Here is a 16,301-nt window from a genome sequence, read left to right on the forward strand (position 1 = left end):
ACCGATCCGCACGGCATGGGCGAAAGCACCGAGTTTAACGCGACCGCGCCCACCCCGCCTGACCATAGCGCCGACGCCGGCCGGGCGGAATCGCATGCGTGCCGTCTTGCCAGATCGCAACGAATGCGGTACTCGTTCTCTTTTCGCCACCTTTGAGAAAGGGCAATCGACGTTTGCCCTCACCTGCTATGACCGAACCCGCCGCCGGCCCCTTCCCCTGCGCCCGCTTCATCAAGGAAATCGGGCGTGGCCCGCACGGCGCCCGCGCGCTGTCGCCGCAGGACACCTTTGCGCTCTACGGCGCGATGCTCGATGGACGCGTCTCCGACGTGGAACTCGGCGCCGTCTTGCTCGCCTATCGCCTGAAGGGAGAGACGGCCGACGAACTCGCCGCCATGCTCGCGGCCGCGCAAGCGGCGGTCGCGCCGATCCGCGTGAGCGGTGCCGTGTCGATCCCGAGCTACAACGGGGCGCGCAAGCAACCGAACCTCGTGCCGCTGCTCGCCCTGCTGCTCGCACGCGAGGGTGTGCCCACGCTCGTGCATGGCGTGACCGAGGACCCCGGCCGCGTCACGAGCGCGGAGATTTTCGCGTGCTTGGGAATCGAGGCATCCGCGTCGCACGCGCACATCGAAACGGCGCTCGCCGAGCGCCGCGTCGCGTTCGCGCCCGTGGAAGCGCTCGCGCCCAAGCTCGCGCGCTTGCTCGCTCTGCGGCGCGTGATGGGTGTGCGCAACTCCACGCATACGCTCATCAAGATCCTGCAGCCGTTCGCGCCGGCCGGCCTGCGGCTCGTCAATTACACGCACCCGTCGTACCGCGACAGCCTGGCTGAACTCTTTCTCGGCCACCCCGAGGCCGCCGCCGGCGGCGCGCTGCTCGCGCGCGGCACCGAGGGCGAGGCCGTGGCCGACACGCGCCGGCAGGTGCAGATCGACTGGCTTCACGACGGCATCGCCGAGACGCTCGTGACGCCCGAGCGCGCCGCCTCCGACGAAGCGGGGCCCGAACTGCCCGCCGCGCGCGACGCGAAGACGACGGCGCACTGGATCGAATCGGTTCTGCGCGGCAAGGCGAGCGTGCCGCCCACGCTCGGGCGACAAGTCGAAGAAATCGTGCGGATCGTGCGCGCCGATCAGGGCGCACCGCATGCTCGCAGTTGACAGCGAGCCGCACGCTGTCATAGAGTGCGCTTCATGCGTTCGATCCAGAACCCCCTCCGAATTAGCTTCGGCCGCCTAGCGCGGCCTCTATCGCTACGACTAGCGTAAGCCAGGCGTAGCGCCGCGCACCGTCCGCGCGGTCCTCCCGCAGTAACCCGAGCAGTTTCCGTTTCACCCCAAACCGCAGTTCCTTCTACAACCCGTAGTCGTCAGCATTCGGCCGAGTACCGCTCGGGTGAATCGCGAAACCGCCGACGTGGCTGCATCGCGTCTCGGCACGATCGGCTAGCCGCTCGATCAGCCGCGTTTTCGCAGACGACCCGACGAACGAGGTCCGTCATGCTTCGCAACCCTGCCGTCAAATACCGCCCCTTTCCGCCCGTGCAATTGGCCGGACGCAAATGGCCCAACCGCACGATCGAGCGCGCCCCCACTTGGATGAGCACCGATCTGCGCGACGGCAATCAGGCGCTGATCGAGCCAATGAGCATCGCGCAAAAGCTCGAGTTCTTCGAGATGCTCGTCGCGATCGGCTTCAAGGAGATCGAGGTCGGTTTTCCGTCGGGCTCGCAGACCGATTTCGACTTCGTGCGCAAGCTCATCGACGAGCAGCGCATCCCCGCGGACGTGACGATCGAAGTGCTCGTGCAATCGCGTGCCGACCTCATCGCTCGCACCTTCGAGGCGCTCGAAGGCGCGCCACGCGCGATTGTCCATCAGTACAACGCGATCGCGCCGTCGTTCCGCCGCATCGTCTTCAACGCATCGAAGAACGACGTCAAAGCACTGGCCGTCGAGAGCGCTCGCCTGATCAAGGCGGAGACCGAGCGGCGGCCCGGCACGCACTGGACCTACGAGTATTCGCCCGAAACATTCAGCATGACCGAGCTCGCCTTCGCGCGCGAAGTCTGCGACGCCGTCAGCGCGGTCTGGCACCCGACGCCCGAGCGCAAGATCATCGTCAATCTGCCCGCGACGGTCGAAGCCGCGACGCCGAACGTCTTCGCCGACCAGATCGAGTGGATGGACCGCAATCTCGCCTACCGCGACGGCATCGTCCTGTCGGTGCATCCGCACAACGACCGCGGCACCGCCGTCGCCGCGGCCGAGCTCGCGCTCTTGGCCGGCGCCGACCGCATCGAAGGCTGTCTGTTCGGCAACGGCGAGCGCACCGGCAACGTCGATCTCGTCACGCTCGCGTTGAATCTCTACACGCAAGGGATCGACCCGCAGCTCGACTTTTCCGACATCGATGCGGTGCGCCGCGTCGTCGAGCGCTGCAACGCGATCGCTGTCCATCCCCGCCATCCGTATGCAGGCGAGCTTGTGTTCACGGCCTTCTCGGGCTCCCATCAGGACGCGATCCGCAAGGGGCTCGCGCAGCAGGGCGACGGCATCTGGGAGGTGCCGTATCTGCCGATCGATCCGGCCGACGTCGGCCGCGGATACGAAGCGGTCATCCGCGTCAACAGCCAATCGGGCAAAGGCGGCGCCACCTACCTGCTCGAGCGCGGGCTCGGCTTTGCACCGCCGCGGCGCGTGCAGATCGAGTTCAGCCATGTCGTGCAGCGCATTGCCGACGATTCAGGCGCCGAAGTCACGAGCGACGCGGTTTGCGCACTGTTCTCGCGCGAATATCTCGACGTGAGCGGGCCGGCCGAACGCGTCGATGCCGCTGTCCGATGGCGCCGGCGAGAGGTCGCGCGTATCGACGCGGCTTCAATCTGCGACGGCGGAGAAGCGTGGGTGCGGGCCGTCACCGAGACGATTTCGACAGCCGCGCGCGAGCGCGTGCAAGTCTGCGATTACGAAACGGTCCACACGAGCGACGGGCGCACGGCAGCTTTCGTCGCGTGTCGCGTGGACGGCCACGACGGGCGAGGCGCCCAGGGTATGCGCTATGGCGTCGGCGTGGATCTGAACCCGGCGACAGCGGCGGCCGATGCGCTCGTGTCCGCCGTCAATCGATTCGAATGGGATAGAGAGCGCGAAGACGAAGCCGCCGCGGCTTGAACGAACTTGGCGCAACCGAGCGCTCGCCCGCCATGAGCGGGCGACGCCCACGACGCGCTGCGCGACTCTACTCGAGCGCGCAGCGCGTCGCGTGCCAAGCGACGAGGCGCCAGTGGCCGCCCTCTTGCGCCTGGATGGCCGTATAGGCAATCGGGAACAGCAACGCGCCATTGTTCGCTTCCATCTCGAGCAGCGCGCGGCCCGTGACGACGCAAGTGCCGCTGCCAACGGGCACCACGTCTTGAGATTGCACCTCGATCTGCCGATAGCGTCGATGGCCGGCGGAAATGGCATCGATGAACTGCTGCTTGGTCTCGCGCTTACCGTTGGTATGGACGAAGCTCACGCTCTCCGAGAGCAATTGGTTGAGCAGCGGGACGTCGCCGTCCACCATCGCGCGAAACCGATCGCGCTCGAGCGCCCGAATCGCCTCGATCACCTTTGCCGCCATCGCTCCGCTCCCATGCGCCCGGCGCGGATGCGCCAGCGTCAGAAGTTGTATTGCACGTATAGCTGGCTGAAATTTATACCAGGATTCGGCTCTTTGATACCGCCATTCGAGATGTGCTGAAAGCGAAACCCCGCCTGGTACTGCTGACGCGCGCCAAACTGTGCGCCGACGCCGATCACTTCCGTGAACTGAAACGCCGTCGACAGCGTGTAGTTATCGGTGATCGTCGGATGCGAGAGCAGGCGAAAGCCGGCGCCCGCCTCGAGGTACGGACGGATCGCGCCCGCATCCTTGATGAAGCGCACCATCGGGGTAACGCCGAATGCATAGACGTCGTTGTGAAACGTCCCTTCGTCCGTGTGCCAGTAGCTAAGATGCGCCTCGCCCGTCAGCGAGAAATGCCAGCCGCCGATCTCCCCCCCGTTCAGACCGGGATCCCAAACAAAGCCGAGATCGGCTTTCTTGACCTTGTGCTCCGCCACGCCGAGCGCAACCTGGACGCCAAAAGTGTGGTCGGACGACGGCGCCGCCGACGCTTGCGCGTGAGCGGTCGCCGCGCCGCCGAGCAACGCCGCCGCCGCGACGCATCGCAGTGCTGCTGTTTTGAGCGGGATCAAATCGTTTTTCTTATTCATCTCGATACTCCAACGAACGAGTCACGTACCGATCGCTCCCGGTTGTACTTCCGGGGTCGAATGATCTTACTTCGTATCAATCGGCCGCATCGGTGCTGCTTCCCGCAAAACGTCGTTTCAATCCGCATCAACGCCCTGGCTGCATAGGAAGAGAGGGGGTCATGACCGAGCGCGGCAGGCGCCCGGACAACGAAAGGCGTAAGATAATCTATCGAAACCCAATTTCGATAGATGAAGGGAACTTCGTTTGGACGGTGGACTCGAATGCTTAGCACTCGGCAAAAGGGAGTGCTAATATCCCCGTGGAGTCGTTTTCGTGACTGTGCAGTCATTTGTATTACAGGAGTTTCCTAGGTGAGCAACGCTATGACCCTTCCGAATACTTTGCGCCCGGCGGCCGCTAAGGCCGCTTCGGCAGGTGCTCTGACGCTCGCGCCATCGCTACTGCCCGGGCAGCTCGGCAACATCGACGCTTACATCCAGGCGGTCAACCGGATTCCGATGCTGAGCGCCGAGGAAGAACGCGAGCTCGCCACCGAATACCGCCAGCGCGGCAGCCTCGAGGCTGCACGCGGGCTCGTGTTGTCGCACCTGCGCCTCGTCGTATCGATCGCGCGCAACTACCTCGGTTACGGCCTGCCGCACGCCGATCTGATCCAAGAAGGCAACATCGGTCTGATGAAGGCCGTAAAGCGCTTCGATCCCGAGCAAAACGTGCGCCTGGTGTCGTACGCCATCCATTGGATCAAGGCGGAGATCCACGAATACATCCTGCGTAACTGGCGCACGGTGAAGGTTGCCACCACGAAAGCGCAGCGCAAGCTGTTCTTCAATCTGCGCAGCCACAAGCAGGGGCTGCATGCGTTTACGCCCGACGAAATCGACGGCCTCGCGAAAGAACTCAACGTCAAACGCGAGGAAGTCTCGGAGATGGAAACGCGTCTGTCGGGCGGCGACATCGCGCTCGAAGGGCAGGTCGAAGACGGCGAGGAATCGTTCGCGCCGATCGCCTATCTGGCCGATTCGCACAACGAACCGACGGCCGTGCTCTCTGCGCGCCAGAAAGACAGGATGCAAACGGACGGCATCGCGCAAGCCCTCGATTCGCTCGATGCGCGCAGCCGCCGCATCATCGAAGCACGCTGGCTCAACGTCGAGGACGACGGCTCGGGTGGCTCCACGCTGCATGAGCTCGCCGACGAATTCGGCGTATCGGCCGAGCGGATTCGTCAGATCGAAGCGAGTGCGATGAAAAAGATGCGCTCGGCGCTGGCCGAATACGCCTGAGTCGATTCAGGGGCGGCCCGTCCGGCGTCGGCACGCTGCCCTGCCCGCACACGATCCCGTCGCAGTTCATGCGGCGGTTTTTTTTGTTCGCCGTGTTCTTCCGTCCTTTCCGCTTTCCCGTCTTCGCCTCTCGCTTCGAGTCTCGCATGGCGTCCCGCCAACGAAAAACGGCGCACAAGCGCCGTTTCCCGTTCGTGCCTGCGCCGCTCGAACGCGACGTTAGGCTTCTCTGCGCCTCAAACCGGCTGAGGTGAGGGTCCGCCCGATGCGGGCAGACGCGTCGCAAGCTGCTGCGCGTAGCGCGCCGCGGCCGGCCCGCAGACGATGTGGAACGTATCGGCCGATACCCAAGCCACATCGAGCGCGGCGAGCCGCTGACGGTCGACGGCCGACGGATCGCGCACGACGACACGCAGCCGCGTCGCCGCCACAGGATCGAGCGCAGCGACGTTCGTCGCGCCGCCGAAGACGGCGAGCCAGCGCATCGGGTCCGGATCGAGGGGTCCGGCTTGCCCGTCGGACACCTTCGCTGCGGCGGCCGCAGCAGCCGGTGCAACTCGCGCAGCGCCCGCGGCCGCACCGCCGGCCACCACGGCGCGCATTTCATCGGCGATCAAGTCGGCTTCGGGCCCGATCACCACCTGCACGTTGTGCGGATCGCGCTTGAGCACCCCGCGAGCACCGGCCGCCTTCAGCGCAGGCTCCGAAATCTTCTCGGCATCGGCGACGGACAAACGCAGGCGCGTCGTGCAGGCATCGATGAGCGTCAGGTTCTGCGCGCCGCCGAGCGCGGCGATGTAGCGATCCGCACGCGAGAGCGCGGCGCCGGCGGCCGGTGCCACGTAGCCGCCCGCGGCATACGATTCGACCTGCGCATCGGCCGTCGCGGGTTCGCGGCCCGGCGTGGCCATGTTGAACTTGCGAATGAAGAAGCGGAACAAGCCGTAGTAGACGACGGCATACGCGATACCGACCGGAATCGCGAGCCACCCCTTCGTCGACAGACCGTAGTTGAGTACGTAGTCGATCGCGCCGGCCGAGAACGTGAAGCCCAGATGGATGCCTAGCGCTTGGCAAATCGCAAGCGAGAGCCCCGTCAGCAGCGCGTGAATCACGTAGAGCACGGGCGCGAGGAACATGAACGTGTACTCGACCGGCTCGGTCACGCCCGTGAGGAACGACGTGAGGGCCATCGAGAGCAGCAGCCCGCCAACCAACGCGCGGCGCTCCTTCGGTGCTTCATGGAACATCGCGAGACACGCAGCCGGCAGACCGAACATCATGATCGGGAAGAAGCCCGTCATGAAGCCGCCCGCGGTGGGGTCGCCCGCGAAGAAACGGTGCAGATCGCCCGTCACGGCGGCGCCGCCGCCCGGAGGCGTGAACGTGCCGAACACGAACCAGGCCAGCGAGTTGATGATGTGGTGCAAACCCGTGACGAGCAAGAGCCGGTTCAGCGTGCCGTAGACGAACACACCAAGCGCGCCGGCCGTCGTCAGCCAGTGGCCGGTTGCGTCGATGGCCAGTTGCACGGGCTGCCAGACGTACCCGAACACGATCCCGAGCACCACGCACACTAGCCCCGTTATGATCGGCACGAACCGCTTGCCGCCGAAGAAGGCGAGGTACTCGGGCAGCTTGATGTCCTTGTACCGGTTGTAGAGCAGCCCCGCGACGACGCCCGCGATGATGCCCGAGAGCACCCCCATGTTGAGCTTGTCGTTGATGTCCTTCATCACGGCGATCTCGATCAGATAGCCGATCGCCCCGGCAAGCGCCGCCACGCCGTTGTTTTCCTTTGCGAAACCCACCGCAACGCCGATGGCGAAGAGCAGCGGCAAGTTGTCGAAGATCGTGCCGCCCGCGTCGGCGATCATCTTGATGTTGAGGACGTCGGCCTGGCCGAGCCTCAGCAAGATGCCCGCGACGGGCAATACCGCAATCGGCAGCATCAGCGCCCGTCCTAGGCGCTGTATCTTTAGGAATGGGTTCGCATCCATTGAATCCTCCAGTTGGTCTGTCTCGTCGTTGATACTTTGTCGTCTATCGTCTAAGTGCGATTTCGGTCGTTCGATTAGTTAGGACTGCTAATCCAACGGCCAAATCTCGCGGCTTGCTGCTCTTACCGCCTGTGCCGAATCGAGCGCGAGCAAATCGCTCGCGCGCTGCCGGCACAGTTGATAATCGAGGTTGCGCACGCGCGCCTTGATGCCGGGCACGGCGACGGGGTCCACCGACAGCTCGGTGATGCCAAGGCCCACGAGCACCGGCACGGCCACGGGGTCGCCCGCGAGCGCGCCGCATACGCCCACCCACTTGCCGTGCTTGGCGGCACCGTGCGTCGTCTGGTCGATCAAACGCAGCACCGCGGGATGCAGGCCGTCGGCTTGCGCGGCCAGGTCGGCTTGGCATCGATCCATCGCGAGCGTGTATTGCGTCAAATCGTTCGTGCCGATCGACAGAAAATCGGCATGGCGTGCGAGCTGATCGGCAAGCAATGCCGCCGACGGCACCTCGATCATCACGCCCACTTCGATCGGGTCCGTACGGCCCAAGCCGCGCGCGAGATCGTCGATGCGCTGGCGCACACGCACGAGTTCACCCGCATCGGTCACCATCGGCAGCAGAATACGAACGCAGCCGTGCGGCTGCACCGCGATGAGGCCGCGCAACTGATCGTCGAGCAGATCGGGGCGCACCTGCGCGAGCCGGATACCGCGCAGGCCGAGCGCGGGATTCGTCTCCGGCGGCAGCGTCAGATACGGCACCTCCTTGTCGGCCCCGACGTCGAGCGTGCGGATGATCGCCGTGCGGCCCCGGAGCTCGTCCACGATCGCCTGATAGCTTTGTCGATGCTCGTCGGCATTCGGCGCCGATTCGCGGTGAATGAACAGCAGCTCCGTGCGCAGAAGACCCACGCAGTCGGCGCCGTTCTCGATCGCGGTGCGTGCGTCGTCGACCGTCGCGATGTTCGCGGCGACTTCGATCGCACGGCCGTCGCGCGTCGCCGCCGCTTGCTGCGACGTGCGACGGTTCGCTTCGCGCACGCCGGCCAGACGCTGGCGCTCGAAGCGCGCGCGTTCCACGTCGAGCTGCGTCGGTGCATATTCGAGGCGGCCGGCGCTGGCGTCGACAACCACCTGCGTGCCGTCGGGAATCGCATGCAATGCGTCGCCAACGGCCACGAGCGCGGGAATTCCAAGCTGGCGCGCGATGATCGCCGCGTGCGAGGTCGCGCCGCCCGCTGCCATCACGATCGCACTCACGCGTTCGCGATCGAGCGACGACAAATCCGACGGCGTGAATTCGGTTGCGGCGAGCACGGCTTCGTCGGGCAATGCGCGCGCGGCCGGATTCACGTAGCCAAGTGCGCGCAGTACGCGCTTTTCGATGTCGCGCAGATCGGCCGCGCGCTCGGCGAGCAGCATGTCTTCGATATGGGTCAGCACGGCGATTTGCGCGCGGATCGCTTCGCGCCAGGCGAATCCCGCGCTCTTGCCGAGACTGATGAGGTCGCGCGCCGCGTCGACGAGCGTCGGGTCTTCGAGCAGAACGCGATGCACGGCGAAGATGCCCGCTTCGCCCACGGCGCCGCGTTGCGACGCGTCGCGCACGGTCGTGTTCAATTCCGCATCCACGGTGGCGAGCGCGCGATCGAGCAGGCGGCTCTCGGCCGCCGACGTGCCGCTCGCGCGCTCGGGCGGAGCGAACTCGGCATCGTCCCAACGCACGAGCTTGCCGACGGCAATGCCTGGCGCCGCACACACGCCCGCGAGCGTGTTCGGATCGAGCGGCACGCCCACAGGGCGCACAACCTGCCCCGGCGCGGGCGACTTGACACGCGCCGGCGTTTCCTCGAGTTCGCCGTGCACCTCGCGCAGCAGTTCGCGCGCCACGGCATCGACGGCTTGTGCCGCATCGCGGCCCGTTCCCACCACCTCGACCGTCGCGCCCTCGCCCGCACCGAGCCCCAGCAAGCCCACGACGCTCTCGACGTTCGCGTGCCGCTCGCCGTGATGCACGTCGACGCGCGCCTGCAACCCGCGCACGGCCTCCCTCGCGCGCGCCGCGGGACGCGCATGCAGCCCGCCCGCCTGCGCGAGCTTGATCGTGCGGCTCGCTTGGACCTTGACCTCGCTCGCGGGCGCACTCTCGACTGCCGCCGCGCCGCCTTTCGCACGCAGCGCGAGCAGCGGACTCACGCCGGCCGTCACCCGCCCCGATGCGCGCTCGACGATGTCGAACGCATCCGAATTGGCGATCGCGATCACGGAGACGAGGCTTGGCGCCTTCACGCCGACTGCGTCTTGGTCGAACTCGATGAGCAGATCGCCGGCCCGCACGTGATCGCCCGACGCGACCTTCGCCACGAACCCCTCCCCGCCCAACTCGACGGTGTCGATGCCGATGTGCAGCAGGATCTCCGCCCCCTCGGGCGTTTGCAGCGTGACGGCATGGCCGGTGCGCGCGAGATGCGTGACGACCCCATCGCAGGGGGCGACGAGGCACCCGTCGAGCGGATCGACGGCGATGCCGTCGCCGAACATGCCGCCCGCGAAGACGGGATCGGGTACGTCGGCGAGCGGCACCACGGGCCCTGTCAGCGGCGCGAGCAGAATCACTTTGTCCGGAGATTGATTCATTAATCGGGACTCCTCAGCACGTTCCATCTGCATCTCTCGCTCAGTGGGTTTCGGTGATTTTGTTCAAATGGCGCGGCGCGTCGGGGTCGCGGCCGCGCGCGGCCGCGAGTTCCGCGGCCATCACATAGAAAGTCTGGATCATCGCGATCGGGTCGAGCGCCACGTGACGGCTCGTCGCGAGCGGCAACTGGGCATCCGCTACGTCCGCGGGCGCGGCCAGCAGTACACGCGCGCCGCGCGCGCGCATATCGGCGGCCAGCCGGACCAAGCCTGCTTGCTCGGGACCGCGCGGAGCGAAGACGAGCAGCGGGTAGTCGCGATCGATGAGTTCCATCGGACCGTGACGCACCTCCGCGCTCGAGAACGCTTCGGCTTGAATGCCCGACGTCTCCTTGAGCTTGAGCGCCGCCTCCTGTGCAATCGCCAGTCCTAGGCCGCGTCCGATCACGATCATGCGTTCGACGTCGCGCAGCGTATCGACGGCCGGCGACCAATCGAGCGCGGCGGCATCGCTCAGCGTATCGGGCAGCGCGCGTAGCGCATCGAGCAGTATCGGGTCGCGCTGCCAATACGCCACGAGTTGCGCCGACATCGACAACATCGCGACATAGCTCTTCGTGGCCGCGACCGAGCGCTCGGGGCCGGCCAGAAGCGGCAGTTGCCATTCGCAGGCATCGGCGAGCGGGGATTCGGGCGCGTTCACCGCGCTCACGGTCAAGGCGCCGGCTTCCCGCAGCGCCTTCATCGTATCGACGAGATCGGGGCTCCGGCCCGACTGCGAGAACGCAATCGCCAGTTCGCCGGCCACGCGCAGCGGCGCCCCTTGCAGCGTCGCGATCGACATCGGCAGCGAAGCGACGGGCAAGCCGATGCGGCTCATCGCAAGACTCGCGAAATAGCTCGCCGCATGGTCGGAACTGCCGCGTGCGACGGTCAGCGCGACATGGCGCGGCGCGGCCGCCAGCGCGGCGGCCACCTGCTCGACGCGCGCGCTGTCCGCGCACTGCGCCGCGACGACGGCACTCGCTGCGAGCGCCTCCCTAAGCATATTCGACAATCTGCTCCCCTTCGACGTAGGTAGCGGCCAGCGTGAGGTCGCGCTCGAACACGACGGCGTCGGCCCACGCGCCGCGCGCCAGGCGGCCGCGATCTTCGACCCCGAGATAGTCGGCGGCATAGCGCGACATGCGATTGGAGACGTCGGCGAGCGGCAGGCCGATCGAGACGAGGTTGCGCAGCGCACCTTCCATCGTCAACGTGCTGCCGGCGAGCGTGCCGTCCGCCAGGCGCACACCGCCAAGGCACTTCGTCACATGCTGGCTGCCGAGGCGATACTCGCCGTCAGGCATGCCGGTGGCCGACGTGCTGTCGGTCACGACATACAAGCGCGGGATCGCGCGCAGTGCCGCCCGGATCGCCCCGGGATGCACGTGCAGCAGATCCGGAATGATCTCGGCGAATTCGGCGTGCGCGAACGCCGCACCGACGAGACCGGGATTGCGGTGATGCATCGGCGACATCGCGTTGAACAGATGCGTGAAGCCACATGCACCGTGCTTGAGCGCGGCCACCGCGTCATCGTAGGTCGCAAGCGAATGGCCGAGCTGGACGCGCACACCGCGCGCCACCATCTCCGAGATGATTTCCATGTGGCCCGCAATCTCGGGCGCAAGCGTGACGACGCGGATCGGCGCGACCGACAGGTATTTCAGCACTTCGTCGAGCACGGCCGACACGGCGGCGTCGGGCTGCGCGCCGAGCTTGCCCGGGTTGATGTAGGGCCCTTCGAGATGGACGCCGAGCACGCGCGCGCCACCGGGCGTACGGGTACGCGTGACGTTGCCGAGGCCCGCGACGACGGCGAGCAGTTCGTCGCGCGGCGCCGTCATCGTCGTGGCCAACAGGCTCGTCGTGCCATGGCGTGCGTGCGTGCGTGCGATCGTTTCGATGGCGGTGCCTGCTTCCATGACGTCGGCCCCACCGCCGCCATGCACGTGCAAATCGATGAAGCCAGGAAGGATGTAAGGCTCATCGTTCGTCGATGGATCGACGGCCCGACCTTCGAGCGCCGTAATCCGCCCGTTCTCGGTGTGCAGCGTGCCGAGAATCCAACCGTCCGGCGTCAGAATGTTTCCGTTCAGCATGGGATTGCTATCTCAATAAAGCTCGAGCGCGCGAGCGTTGCGCGCTGTCGTAACTGGGGCGATGCGCCCGCACTATTCGAGCGCGGACGCGATCTCGTGGAGGGCTGCGAAATTGGAGCCCATTATATAACCACAGTAGTACCAGTCAATTCCCCCTACGAGCGACCGCAAAAATGGGCTCAAACCTTATTGGGCAAGGCAAAGGTAAAAATTGACGTTCATTCGGCGGCTATCCGCGGCATCAGGATTTACCCGGAGTGCATACCAATGTCACCGTCCCGATTGGGTCGACACCTCATGACGAGCCATCTCGATCGGGGAAGATACCGGTTTAGTACCACCTGATTTGTCAGGCAAAACTTGTTTGTTGACGATGATCCCATATAGTTCTGATTAATTCAGACGATACGGTGACGCTCGCATTGACCGAACCTACTCTGCTGCGCCGCGCGGAAGCCGTGCGCCGTTTCAATCGCTTCTATACGCAGCACATCGGCGTGCTGCATGAGTTTCTGCAAAAAAGCCCGTTCTCTTTGACCGAGGTGCGCGTGTTGCGCGAACTGGCGCTCGGTACCGTTTCCACGGCGACCGAACTCGCGCGCGCGCTCGGTCTCGACAGCGGCTATCTGAGCCGCTTGCTGACGAGCTTCGAGCGTCGGCAATTGATCACGCGGCGCCAATCGGAAACCGACGCGCGCCAGTCGCTGCTCGAAATGACGCACGCCGGGCGCGCCGCCTATGCGCCGCTCGAAGTCGCGGCCATCGACGAAGTGTGCGGCGTACTGAACGCTCTATCGGCGGCCGGGCAAGAGCAACTCATTGCAGCGATGCGCATCATCGAGCGACTGCTCGATCGGTCGCCGTCGCGCGCCCCGGTTTCGCTTCGCGCACCCCAAGCCGGCGAATACGGCTGGCTCGTGCATCGCCAAGCCCTGCTGTTCGGGGCCCAATACGGTGCGGATATGGGATTCGAAGCGTTCGCGACTCAAGAGATGGCCGAATTCTCGCGTCAACCCGATCGCCAACGAGCAACGTGTTGGATCGCCGAGCAGCAAGAGAGCATCGTTGGCGCAGCGCTCGTCGCGGCACTGTCCGAACGCGCGGCACGCATGCGGCTGCTGTATGTGGAGCCCGAATCGCGCGGGCTCGGCGTCGGCACGCTGCTCGTCGCGCAAAGCATCGGCTTCGCGCAGCACGCCGGCTATGAAACGCTGACATTGACGACGTGCGGCGTGCTCAACGACGGCCGCCGCGTATTCGAGCGCGCGGGATTCAATTGCGTCGCGACCGAACCCGAGCGCCGCTTCGGACGCAACCTCATCGCGCAAACGTGGGAACGTAAGTTATGAGAAGCGCGGCAACGTCCACGCAAGCGGTCGCAGATCCTGCGCCCGTTAGAACGAAGGCACCATCGCGCCTTTGAATTGCGTGTTGATGAAGTTGCGCACTTCTTGCGAGTGGTAAGCGGTCACGAGCTTCTTGACCCACGGCTTGCCCTTGTCCTGCGTGCGCACGGCGATCAAGTTCGCGTAAGGACTATGGACGTCTTCGCGCGCGATCGCATCCTTCGTCGGTTGCAGGCCCGCCGACAACGCATAGTTCGTATTGATCACTGCGGCGTCGACGTCGCCGAGCGAGCGCGGCAATTGCGCGGCATCGAGCTCCAACAGTTTGAGCTTCTTCGGATTGTCCGCGACGTCGAGCGTCGTTGCGTTGTTGCCGTTCGTGCCGGCGCCAGCCTTCAGCTTGAGGAGCCCTTGTGCTTGCAAGAGCAGCAGCGCACGGTTTTCGTTCGAGGGGTCGTTGGGAATCGCAACCTTCGCACCCTGCGGCAGATCCTTCACCGATTTGAGCTTCTTCGAATAGAGGCCGATCGGCGAGATGTAAGTAAGACCAACGCTGACGATCTTGTAGCCGCGCTGCTTCACTTGGCCGTCGAGATAGGGCTCGTGCTGGAAGCTGTTCGCGTCGAGGTCGCCCGCATCGAGGGCCGCGTTCGGCTGGACGTAGTCGTTGAACGTGATGACCTTGACGTCGAGTCCTTCGCGCTTCGCCACCTTCTGCACGACGGCCCATGTTTGCTCGTCGGGGCCCGCGATCGTGCCGACCTTGATGACCTGATTCTGCGCATGCGCGCCCGAGCCGATAGCGAACGCAACCGTTGCTGCGATGGACGAGAGGAGCTTGAATAGCGTTCTGTGTCGCATAAGTTCTCGATTCTTTATAGGGAAAATAAGGAGACGATTCGATGGTGTCATAGCGATCGAGCAAACGGAAATACGTTGATCGCATATCGATATTCCACGACGCGGCACGGCGCGAATCGCCGTCGAGATCGGTCGCAGCGGGCAATTAAATTAGGAGTGCGAACTAATTGCGCGAAGATGAAAATCGGACTACCGAATTGCTTCGGAGTCCGAACGAATTGCCGGGAAAATTAATCGAGCAGAAGCTTGAGATCGTGAACCCACGGCTGCACGCCCTGCCCGTCGCGGGCGAACAAGCGCAGCTTGCCGGACGGATCGAATACGTAACTCGCCGCGGTGTGGTTCATCGTATAGCTGTCGGGCGTCGAGCCCGGCACCTTCGCGTAATAGACGCGAAAATCCTTCGCGACCTTTGCGAGTTGCGCGTCGTCGGGCCGCAAGCCGACGAACGAAGGATTGAAGGCGTGCACGTATTGCGAAAGCACTTGCGGCGTGTCGCGCGCGGGGTCGACCGTCACGAACAGCACCTGCACGCGCTTGGCCTCGGGGCCGAGTTGCTGCATCGCTTGCGCGAGTTCGGCCATCGTCGTCGGGCAGACGTCGGGGCAATGCGTGTAGCCGAAAAACAGCACGACGGCCTTGCCTTTGTAATCGGCGATCGTATGAATCTTGCCGTCCGTATCCGGCAGCGAGAAATCGGCGCCGAACTGCGTGTTGCCCGTCAAATCCAGGTTCTGGAACGCCGGCTCGCTCTTACCGCAACCGGCGGCGATCAGCGTCACGCCAACTAGGCACGCAGCGAGAAACGTGCGCGCAACGCGCATCAGCGGAAGCTTGGCCATGAGGTGGGTCAAAAGCGGATCAGCGCGTGCGTGTAGTGGTCGACGAGCAGCGCGGCGAACAGCAGCGACAAATAGATGATGGAGTAGCGGAAGGTCTTGCGCGCGAGCGCATCGGAGTACTCGCGATAGATCTTCCACGCGTAGCCGAGGAACACGGCACCGAGCAAGACCGCCGACACGAGGTACACGAGCCCGCTCATGCGCGAGATGAACGGCATCAGCGTGACCGCGAACAAGATCACGGTGTAGAGCAAGATATGCAAGCGCGTGTATTGCTCGCCGTGCGTGTTCGGCAGCATCGGCAGACCGGCGTTCTCGTAATCCTTGCGGCGATAGAGCGCGAGCGACCAAAAGTGCGGCGGCGTCCACACGAAGATGATGAGCACGAGGATCCACGCGTCGCCGGGCAAGGCGCCCGTCACCGCGGCCCAACCAAGCGCCGGCGGCATCGCGCCCGAGGCGCCGCCGATGACGATGTTTTGCGGCGTGAACGGCTTGAGCAGCAACGTGTAGATGACGGCATAACCGACGAACGTGGCAAACGTGAGCCACATCGTCAAGGCATTGGTGAACGTATAGAGCGTCCACATACCGAGGCCGCCCAGCACCGCCGAGAACAGCAGAATCTGCGCGCTCGTAATCTCGCCGCGCGCCGACGGACGCCACGCCGTACGGCGCATCATCGCATCGACCTTTTGCTCGACGAGGCAGTTGATCGCGAAGGCGGCGCCGGCTGTCAGCCAGATGCCGACGGTGCCGCCGATCAACACTTTCCAAGGCACCATGCCCGGCGTTGCCAAGAACATGCCGATCACCGCGCAAAACACGGCAAGCTGCGTCACGCGCGGCTTCGTGAGGGCGAGATACTGGGAGATTCGGGAGCCGGGATGGCGAAATAGTGTCGTGCTTTCCATGG

The 16,301-nt window shown here is 65.0% G+C and carries 13 protein-coding genes; 4 read left to right on the forward strand and 9 right to left on the reverse strand.

Features of this window, described 5'->3' with window-relative positions; translation table 11 throughout:
- Positions 1–188 precede the first annotated feature (188 nt).
- Together ybiB and leuA are read left to right on the forward strand one after the other, a co-directional pair.
- Positions 189–1,163 carry a DNA-binding protein YbiB gene (ybiB, locus tag J3485_RS16460; protein WP_206954632.1) on the forward strand — a complete coding sequence of 325 codons (975 nt, stop codon included), beginning with the start codon at positions 189–191 and terminating at the stop codon, positions 1,161–1,163.
- A 339-nt stretch (positions 1,164–1,502) separates the two neighbouring features.
- Positions 1,503–3,176, forward strand: coding sequence for a 2-isopropylmalate synthase (gene leuA / locus J3485_RS16465; RefSeq protein WP_206954634.1), 1,674 nt, complete (start codon positions 1,503–1,505; stop codon positions 3,174–3,176).
- Between the two features lie 67 nt (positions 3,177–3,243).
- On the opposite strand, the gene J3485_RS16470 is transcribed toward leuA, so the two are convergent.
- Positions 3,244–3,627: a nuclear transport factor 2 family protein gene (locus tag J3485_RS16470; protein ID WP_206954637.1), complete on the reverse strand. Its 384-nt coding sequence runs from the start codon at positions 3,625–3,627 to the stop codon at positions 3,244–3,246.
- A 38-nt stretch (positions 3,628–3,665) separates the two neighbouring features.
- Positions 3,666–4,262 (reverse strand): acyloxyacyl hydrolase, encoded by a 597-nt coding sequence (locus tag J3485_RS16475; RefSeq protein WP_206954639.1) that lies wholly within the window; start codon positions 4,260–4,262, stop codon positions 3,666–3,668.
- Between the two features lie 354 nt (positions 4,263–4,616).
- Between J3485_RS16475 and rpoH the strand changes: the two genes are divergently transcribed.
- The gene (rpoH, locus tag J3485_RS16480; protein ID WP_206954641.1) at positions 4,617–5,549 is read left to right on the forward strand and encodes an RNA polymerase sigma factor RpoH; all 933 of its coding nucleotides are present in this window, start codon (positions 4,617–4,619) and stop codon (positions 5,547–5,549) included.
- A gap of 236 nt (positions 5,550–5,785) precedes the next feature.
- On the opposite strand, the gene nagE is transcribed toward rpoH, so the two are convergent.
- The 4 genes from nagE to nagA all read right to left on the reverse strand — a co-directional run bounded on the left by nagE (position 5,786) and on the right by nagA (position 12,336).
- Positions 5,786–7,549, reverse strand: a complete 1,764-nt coding sequence (gene nagE / locus J3485_RS16485; RefSeq protein WP_206954643.1) for an N-acetylglucosamine-specific PTS transporter subunit IIBC — start codon at positions 7,547–7,549, stop codon at positions 5,786–5,788.
- 87 nt (positions 7,550–7,636) lie between these two features.
- Positions 7,637–10,219 carry a phosphoenolpyruvate--protein phosphotransferase gene (gene ptsP, locus J3485_RS16490; RefSeq protein WP_206954645.1) on the reverse strand — a complete coding sequence of 861 codons (2,583 nt, stop codon included), beginning with the start codon at positions 10,217–10,219 and terminating at the stop codon, positions 7,637–7,639.
- Between the two features lie 13 nt (positions 10,220–10,232).
- A complete protein-coding gene (locus J3485_RS16495; RefSeq protein ID WP_206955843.1) occupies positions 10,233–11,240 on the reverse strand; it encodes an SIS domain-containing protein in 1,008 nt (335 codons plus the stop codon).
- On the reverse strand, positions 11,233–12,336 hold the full coding sequence (nagA, locus tag J3485_RS16500) for an N-acetylglucosamine-6-phosphate deacetylase (RefSeq protein ID WP_206954647.1): 1,104 nt from the start codon (positions 12,334–12,336) through the stop codon (positions 11,233–11,235). Before nagA ends, J3485_RS16495 begins: the two co-directional genes overlap by 8 nt.
- A gap of 422 nt (positions 12,337–12,758) precedes the next feature.
- On the opposite strand from nagA, the gene J3485_RS16505 reads away from it, so the two are divergent.
- Complete coding sequence (locus J3485_RS16505) at positions 12,759–13,685, forward strand: bifunctional helix-turn-helix transcriptional regulator/GNAT family N-acetyltransferase (protein WP_206954648.1); 927 nt, start codon at positions 12,759–12,761, stop codon at positions 13,683–13,685.
- A 45-nt stretch (positions 13,686–13,730) separates the two neighbouring features.
- Here J3485_RS16505 and J3485_RS16510 read toward each other — a convergent pair whose 3' ends face one another.
- From J3485_RS16510 to cyoE, 3 genes are all read right to left on the reverse strand, one after another.
- Entirely contained in the window at positions 13,731–14,543 is an 813-nt protein-coding gene (locus J3485_RS16510; protein ID WP_206954649.1) for a MetQ/NlpA family ABC transporter substrate-binding protein, read from the reverse strand.
- Positions 14,544–14,773: 230 nt separating this feature from the next.
- Positions 14,774–15,385, reverse strand: a complete 612-nt coding sequence (locus tag J3485_RS16515; RefSeq protein WP_206954650.1) for an SCO family protein — start codon at positions 15,383–15,385, stop codon at positions 14,774–14,776.
- Between the two features lie 8 nt (positions 15,386–15,393).
- Entirely contained in the window at positions 15,394–16,299 is a 906-nt protein-coding gene (gene cyoE / locus J3485_RS16520) for a heme o synthase (protein ID WP_206954651.1), read from the reverse strand.
- Positions 16,300–16,301: the final 2 nt, after the last annotated feature.

This window comes from Trinickia acidisoli (assembly GCF_017315725.1).
GTDB classification, from domain to species: Bacteria; Pseudomonadota; Gammaproteobacteria; order Burkholderiales; family Burkholderiaceae; genus Trinickia; species Trinickia acidisoli.

Excerpts from the sequence above, each read along its gene's own strand:
- ybiB (WP_206954632.1), top strand. The coding sequence starts at position 189 with ATGACCGAACCCGCCGCCGGCCCCTTCCCCTGCGCCCGCTTCATCAAG.
- leuA (WP_206954634.1), top strand. The coding sequence starts at position 1,503 with ATGCTTCGCAACCCTGCCGTCAAATACCGCCCCTTTCCGCCCGTGCAA.
- J3485_RS16470 (WP_206954637.1), bottom strand. The coding sequence starts at position 3,627 with ATGGCGGCAAAGGTGATCGAGGCGATTCGGGCGCTCGAGCGCGATCGG.
- J3485_RS16475 (WP_206954639.1), bottom strand. The coding sequence starts at position 4,262 with ATGAATAAGAAAAACGATTTGATCCCGCTCAAAACAGCAGCACTGCGA.
- nagE (WP_206954643.1), bottom strand. The coding sequence starts at position 7,549 with ATGGATGCGAACCCATTCCTAAAGATACAGCGCCTAGGACGGGCGCTG.
- ptsP (WP_206954645.1), bottom strand. The coding sequence starts at position 10,219 with ATGGAACGTGCTGAGGAGTCCCGATTAATGAATCAATCTCCGGACAAA.
- J3485_RS16495 (WP_206955843.1), bottom strand. The coding sequence starts at position 11,240 with ATGCTTAGGGAGGCGCTCGCAGCGAGTGCCGTCGTCGCGGCGCAGTGC.
- nagA (WP_206954647.1), bottom strand. The coding sequence starts at position 12,336 with ATGCTGAACGGAAACATTCTGACGCCGGACGGTTGGATTCTCGGCACG.
- J3485_RS16510 (WP_206954649.1), bottom strand. The coding sequence starts at position 14,543 with ATGCGACACAGAACGCTATTCAAGCTCCTCTCGTCCATCGCAGCAACG.
- J3485_RS16515 (WP_206954650.1), bottom strand. The coding sequence starts at position 15,385 with ATGGCCAAGCTTCCGCTGATGCGCGTTGCGCGCACGTTTCTCGCTGCG.
- cyoE (WP_206954651.1), bottom strand. The coding sequence starts at position 16,299 with ATGGAAAGCACGACACTATTTCGCCATCCCGGCTCCCGAATCTCCCAG.